2 protein-coding genes are annotated in these 6296 nt (G+C 75.7%); both read right to left on the reverse strand.

Annotation, left to right across the window (positions count from 1 at the left end; genetic code table 11):
• A partial coding sequence (locus tag PUR56_RS10685) for a type I polyketide synthase (RefSeq protein ID WP_329948701.1) occupies positions 1 to 2187 on the reverse strand: 2187 nt, incomplete at its 3' end.
• A gap of 29 nt (positions 2188 to 2216) precedes the next feature.
• Positions 2217 to 6296: type I polyketide synthase (locus PUR56_RS10690; RefSeq protein ID WP_329948702.1), on the reverse strand; the 4080-nt coding region annotated here is incomplete at its 5' end.

Here is a 6296-nt window from a genome sequence, read left to right on the forward strand (position 1 = left end):
CCGCAGCCGCGACGTCTTCCAACCCCGCTCCGAGGCAAGATCCGCGATCCGCACGATCTCTTCCTCGGCACCCGACACGACCACCGCGGCCGGCCCGTTGACCGCCGCCAGGTCGATGTCCGGGAACGCCCCGCACACCTCGGCCTCCGACGCCCCGACCGCCAGCATCGCGCCACCCGGGGGCAGCGCCTGCATCAACCGGCCCCGCGCCGCCACCAGCCTCGCCGCATCCGGGAGCGACAACACACCCGCCGCATGAGCCGCGGCGATCTCACCGACCGAGTGACCCGCCACGACATCCGGCGTCACACCCCAGGAGCGCACGAGGGCCAGCAGCGCCACCTCGACCGCGAAGATCGCCGGCTGCGCCCAGCCGGTCAGGTCCAGCCGCTCCCGGTCCTCCAGGACCTCCCGCAGCGGAAGGTCCAGCGCCGCACACACCTCGTCGAAGGCCGTCGCGAACACCGGGAACGCCTCGGACAATTCGCGGCCCATGCCGACCCGCTGCGACCCCTGACCGGTGAACACCACCGCCAGCCGGCCCTCGACCGCCGTGCCCCGCACCACCGCGTCGCCCAGCAGCACGGCCCGCTGCTCCAGCACCGCGCGCGAGGTCAGGGCCACCCCGATGTCCGACGGATCCGCGGTCAGCGCCCGCACCCGCTGCATCTGCGTCTCCAGGGAGCCCGCCGACCGTGCGGTCACCACCAGCGGCACCACCGGCAGCGGGGCTGCCACCACCGGCTCGCCCGACCCTTCCGGCTCGGCCGCCGGCACCGGCGCGGGCGCCTCCTCCACGATCACGTGCGCGTTGGTCCCGCTGATCCCGAAGGACGACACGCCCGCCCGCCGCGGCCGACCGGTGGCCGGCCAGGGCCGCGCCTCCGTCAGCAGCTCCACCGACCCGGCCGACCAATCGACCTGCGACGACGGCGCGTCCACGTGCAGCGTGCCGGGCAGCAGCCCGTGCCGCATCGACTGCACCATCTTGATGATCCCGGCGACACCGGCCGCCGCCTGCGTGTGCCCGAGGTTGGACTTCACCGAACCCAGCCAGAGCGGCTCGCCGCCGGCCCGGTCCTGGCCGTACGTCGCCAGCAGCGCCTGGGCCTCGATCGGGTCGCCCAGCCGGGTCCCCGTGCCGTGCGCCTCCACCGCGTCCACCTCGGACGCCGCCAGCCCGGCCTGGGCGAGGGCGGCGCGGATCACCCGCTGCTGCGACGGGCCGTTCGGCGCCGTCAGACCGCTGGAGGCGCCGTCCTGGTTCACCGCCGTGCCCCGCACCACCGCCAGGACCGGGTGTCCCAGGCGCTGCGCGTCCGAGAGGCGCTCGACCAGCAGCATGCCGACGCCCTCGCCCCACCCGGTGCCGTCCGCGCCCTCCGCGAAGGACTTGCACCGGCCGTCGGCGGCCAACCCGCCCTGGCGGCTGAACTCGACGAACGTGGTCGGCGTGGCCATCACCGTCACGCCGCCGGCCAGTGCCAGGTCGCACTCGCCGTTGCGCAGCGCCTGCGCGGCGAGGTGCAGGGCGACCAGCGACGAGGAGCACGCGGTGTCGACCGTGACCGCCGGGCCCTCCAGGCCGAAGGTGTAGGAGATCCGCCCCGAGGCGACGCTGCCCGCGTTACCGTTCCCCAGGTAGCCGGCGACGCCGTCCGGCAGTTCCAGGGGCCGCGAGCCGTAGTCGTGGTACATGATCCCGGCGAACACCCCGGTGCGGGGGAACGACGCCGCCGTGGGGTCGAGGCCGGCCCGCTCGAACGCCTCCCAGGTCGCTTCCAGCAGCAGCCGCTGCTGCGGGTCCATCGCCAGCGCCTCGCGCGGCGAGATCCCGAACAGCTCGGGGTCGAAGCCGGCCGCCTCGTGCAGGAAGCCGCCCCGGAGCCGGGCCTCCCGGTCGAGTTCGCCGCTCTCGTGGTCGTAGAGGCCCTCGACGTCCCAGCCCCGGTCGGTCGGCGGAGCGCCGATCGCGTCGGAGCCGGTGGCGACCAGCCGCCACAGGTCCTCGGGACCGTCGACCCCGCCGGGGTAGCGACAGCTCATGGCGATGATCGCCAGGGGCTCGCTGTTCCGGTACTCCAGCTCCTCCACCCGCTGGCGGGCGGCACGCAGGTTCGCCGCCGCGCGCTTGAGGTAGTCGAGGTACTTCTCTTCGGTCCCGGCGGAGTCGCTTACGGATGTCACGGCGGAGCCGCCTTCGGGGTTGGGCCGGCTCACTGGGTGCCGAGCTCGTCGAGGAGGTCGAAGATCTCGTCGGCGGTCGCCGACTCGATGTCGTCGGTACCGGCGCCGTCCACGGACGCGGTCCAGGCGGCGGCGAGGGTGCGCAGCCGCTGCCCGACCGCTTCGCGGTGCCCGTCGTCGAGGGCCGCGGCCTTGAGGCGGGCCTCCAGGCCGGCGATCTCGGCGTAGAGGGCGTCGGCGGGACCGGCCCCGGGTGCCTGGTCGGGGCGGAGCAGCTCGCCGAGGTGCCGGGCGAGTGCGGTCGGCGACGGGTGGTCGAAGAGCAGGGTCGCGCTCAGGCGCAGTCCGGTCTCGGTGTGGAGCCGGTTGCGGAGCTCCACCACGGTCAGCGAGTCGAAGCCGAGTTCGAGGAACCCGCGGGTGGGCTCGACGTCCTTGGGCGACGCGTACCCGAGGATGCCGGCGGTGCGGGCCCGGACCAGGTCGAGCAGGGTCCGGTCGCGCTCCGCGTCGTTCAGCGGGGCGAGCCTGGCCGCGAGCGTCGGGGCGGGCGCGGTGTCGGTGGCCCGGCGGGGCACGGTGACGAGCCCACTCAGCAGCTCGTGGACGGGGGCGTCGCCCGCCGCGGCCCGGACCGCGCCCAGGTCGAGTGCGATCGGCACCGCCAGGGGCCGCCCGGCGGCGAGGGCGGCGTCGAAGGCGGCGAGGCCGTCGGCGGAGGTGAGGGCGCCGAAGCCGGTGCGGGACAGGCGGTCCCGGTCGGCGTCGGTGAGGGTCTCGCCCATTCCGGCGTCCCACAGGCCCCAGGCGATCGACGTCGCCGGGACGCCCTGGGCCCGCAGTTCGGTCGCGTAGGCGTCCAGGAACGTGTTGGCGGCGGCGTAGTTGGCCTGGCCGGCGTTGCCGAACAGGCCGGATGCCGAGGAGTAGAGGACGAAGGCGTCGAGCGTCCTGTCCTTCGTCGCGGCGGCGAGGTTGCGGGCTGCGTCGACCTTCGCCCGGAGGACGGCGTCGAGCCGCTCCGGGGTGAGGGACTCCAGTGTCCCGTCGTCCAGCACACCGGCGGCGTGGATCACCGCGGTCACCGGCACGTCCCACAGGGCCTCGGCGACGGCTTCCGCGTCCGCCACGTCGCAGGCCACCGCCCGGACCTTCGCCGGAGCGAGCTCCTGCGCGAGTCCGGCGTCCCCACCGGAACGGGAGAGCAGCACCAGGTCACGGACACCGTGGTTCTCGACCAGGTGGCGGGCGACCAGCCGCCCCAGGGTGCCGGTCGCACCGGTCACCACGACCGTGCCGTCCCCGAACTCCACTGCCCGCGCACCGTCGACGCGGACCAGGCGCGGCACGGTGATCACCCCGTCGCGCACGACCGCCTGCGGCAGCGGGTGGAACACGTCCTCGGCCGCGTCCACCAGGTGGAGCCGGTCCGGGTGCTCGGCCTGCGCCGACCGCACCAGACCCCACAGCGCGGCGCCGTCGGCGTCGGTGATCTCCGCGCCCGCCGCACCGAACGTGCGGACCACCAGGCGTGATTCGGACCACGCCGCGTCGGCCAGCCACGACTGGAGCAGCACCAGCAACCGGGCCGCCCGCTCCCGGGCCGCACCCGCCGCCGTCGCGTCCACGATCAGCACGGGGGCCGGGGCCGGCAGCGGATCGCCCAGCGCCATCACGGCCGTGGCCGCGTCCGACGCGGACACCTCCCGCACCACCCAGTCCAGCCCGAACAGCGACCGGAGGCCCGTCCGGACGGTGCCGACCTGCTCCGCGGTGACGGGGCGGAAGGCCAGTTCGTCGATGGTGAGCACCGGCGCACCGGTGCTGTCGAGGGCGACCAGCCGGACCGCGCTGTCGCCCACCAGGGTGAGGTGGACGCGGAGCGCGACGACGCCGACGGCGTGCAGTCGTGCGCCGCTGATCGCGAACGGCAGGCGGACGGTCCCGTCGAACAGTCCGGTCGCGCCGATCGCGTGCAGGGCCGCGTCGAGCAGGGCCGGGTGCACGCCGAACCCGTCGGGATCCACGGCGTCCGGCCGCACCTCGGCGACCACCCGGTCGCCGTCGCGCACCGCGCCGACCAGGCCCCGGAACGTGGGGCCGTAGGACAGGCCCGCGTCGGCCAGCCGTTCGTACAGGCCGTCGAGCGGGACGGGTTCGGCGCCCGGCGGCTGCGCGGGGAGCGACGACGGCGCCCCGGTGCCGGTGCCGCGGTCGTCGGTGGCGAGGTCGTCGGTGGCGAGGTGGCCGGTGGCGTGCGTGGTCCAGCCCTCGGCGCCGTCGGGCTGCGCGTAGACGGCCAAGGCGCGGCGTCCGTCGTCGCCGGGGGCCCCGACCGTGACCCGCAGCGCGACGCCACCGGTGGCCGGCAGCGAGAGAGGCACCTGGAGCAGCAGTTCGTCGAGGACGGGGGTTCCGGACCGGGCACCGGCGGCGAGGGCGATGTCGATCAGGGCGGCGCCGGGGAGGACCGTGACGCCGAAGACGGTGTGGTCGGCCAGCCAGCCCGGCGACCCGGCCGCGAGCCGCCCGGTGAACAGCAGCGCGTCGCCCTCCGGGAGCGTCACGGCCGCGCCGAGCAGCGGGTGTTCGGCCTCGTGCAGGCCGATGCCGGCCAGGTCCCCGACCGGGTCGACGACGTCGATCCAGAGCCGCTGGTGCTGGAACGGGTAGGTGGGTAGGTCGAGCACCGGCGCCGGGGCGGGGCCGAACGTGGCGGCCCAGTCGACGTCCTGGCCGGCGGCGAAGAGCCGGGCCGCCGCGGTGAGCAGCGTCTCGACCTCGCCGCGGTCGCGGCGCAGGGTCGCGACGGCGGTCCGCTCGGGGTCGGTGTCCTGCACGAGTGCGGTGAGGACGGCGTCCGGGCCGACCTCCAGGATCCGGCCCGCGTCGAGGGCGGTGACGGCGTCGGCGAAGCGGACCGGCTCACGGACCTGTCGCACCCAGTACTCCGGGTCCGACCACTGACCGGGCGCCACCGGGGCGCCGGTCACCGTGGAGACCGCGGGGACCGGCGGGTCGGCGAGGCCGAGCGTCTCCACGACCGCGCGGAACTCGTCGAGCATCGGCTCCATCAGGCGGGAGTGGAACGCGTGACTGGTCCGCAGGCGGGACGTCTTCCAGCCCCGCTCGGCAGCGAGTTCGGCGATCCGCGCGATCTCGTCCTCGGCACCGGACACGACCACCGCGGCCGGCCCGTTGACCGCCGCGAGGTCGATGTCCGGGAACGCCTCCCGCACCTCGCCCTCCGACGCCCCGACCGCCAGCATCGCGCCGCCCGCGGGCAGCGCCTGCATCAACCGGCCCCGCGCCGCCACCAGCTTCGCCGCGTCCGCCAGGGAGAGGACCCCGGCGGCGTACGCGGCCGTGATCTCACCCACCGAGTGACCCGCCACGACATCCGGCGTCACACCCCACGAGCGCACGAGGGCGAGCAGCGCCACCTCCACCGCGAAGATCGCCGGCTGCGCCCACTCGGTCCGGTCCAACCGTTCCCGGTCGCCCAGGACCTCCCGCAGCGGAAGGTCCAGCGCCGCACACACCTCGTCGAAGGCCGTCGCGAACGCCGGGAACGCCTCGGACAACTCCCGGCCCATGCCGACCCGCTGGGCCCCCTGGCCGGTGAACACCACCGCCAGCCGGCCCTCGGCGGCGCGGCCGATCGCCACCGGTTCCCCGGTGCCGGGGCTCAGCAGCACCGCGCGGTGCGGCAGCACGGCGCGGCCGGTCAGCGCGTGCCCGAGGTCCCCGGGCCGGAGGTCCGGGCGGTCGCGGAGCAGGGCCGGTGTCCGCTCGACCAGTTCGGCCAGCGCCGCCGGGTCGTTGGCCGACACCACCAGCGGCACCGTGCGGGTCACGGTCGGGCGCGGCGCGACCTCCTGGGCGGGGGGTTCCTCCAGGATCACGTGGGCGTTGGTGCCGCTGATGCCGAAGGAGGAGACCCCGGCCCGGCGGGGGTGCGCGGCGCGCGGCCAGGGGCGGGCCTCGGTGAGCAGTTCCACGTCCCCGGACGCCCAGTCCACCTGGGGGGTGGGCGCGTCGACGTGCAGCGTGCGGGGCAGCACGCCGTGCCGCATCGCCTGGACCATCTTGATGATGCCGGCCGCCCC

This window comes from Streptomyces sp. BE303 (genome assembly GCF_036290945.1).
GTDB lineage: Bacteria > Actinomycetota > Actinomycetes > Streptomycetales > Streptomycetaceae > Kitasatospora.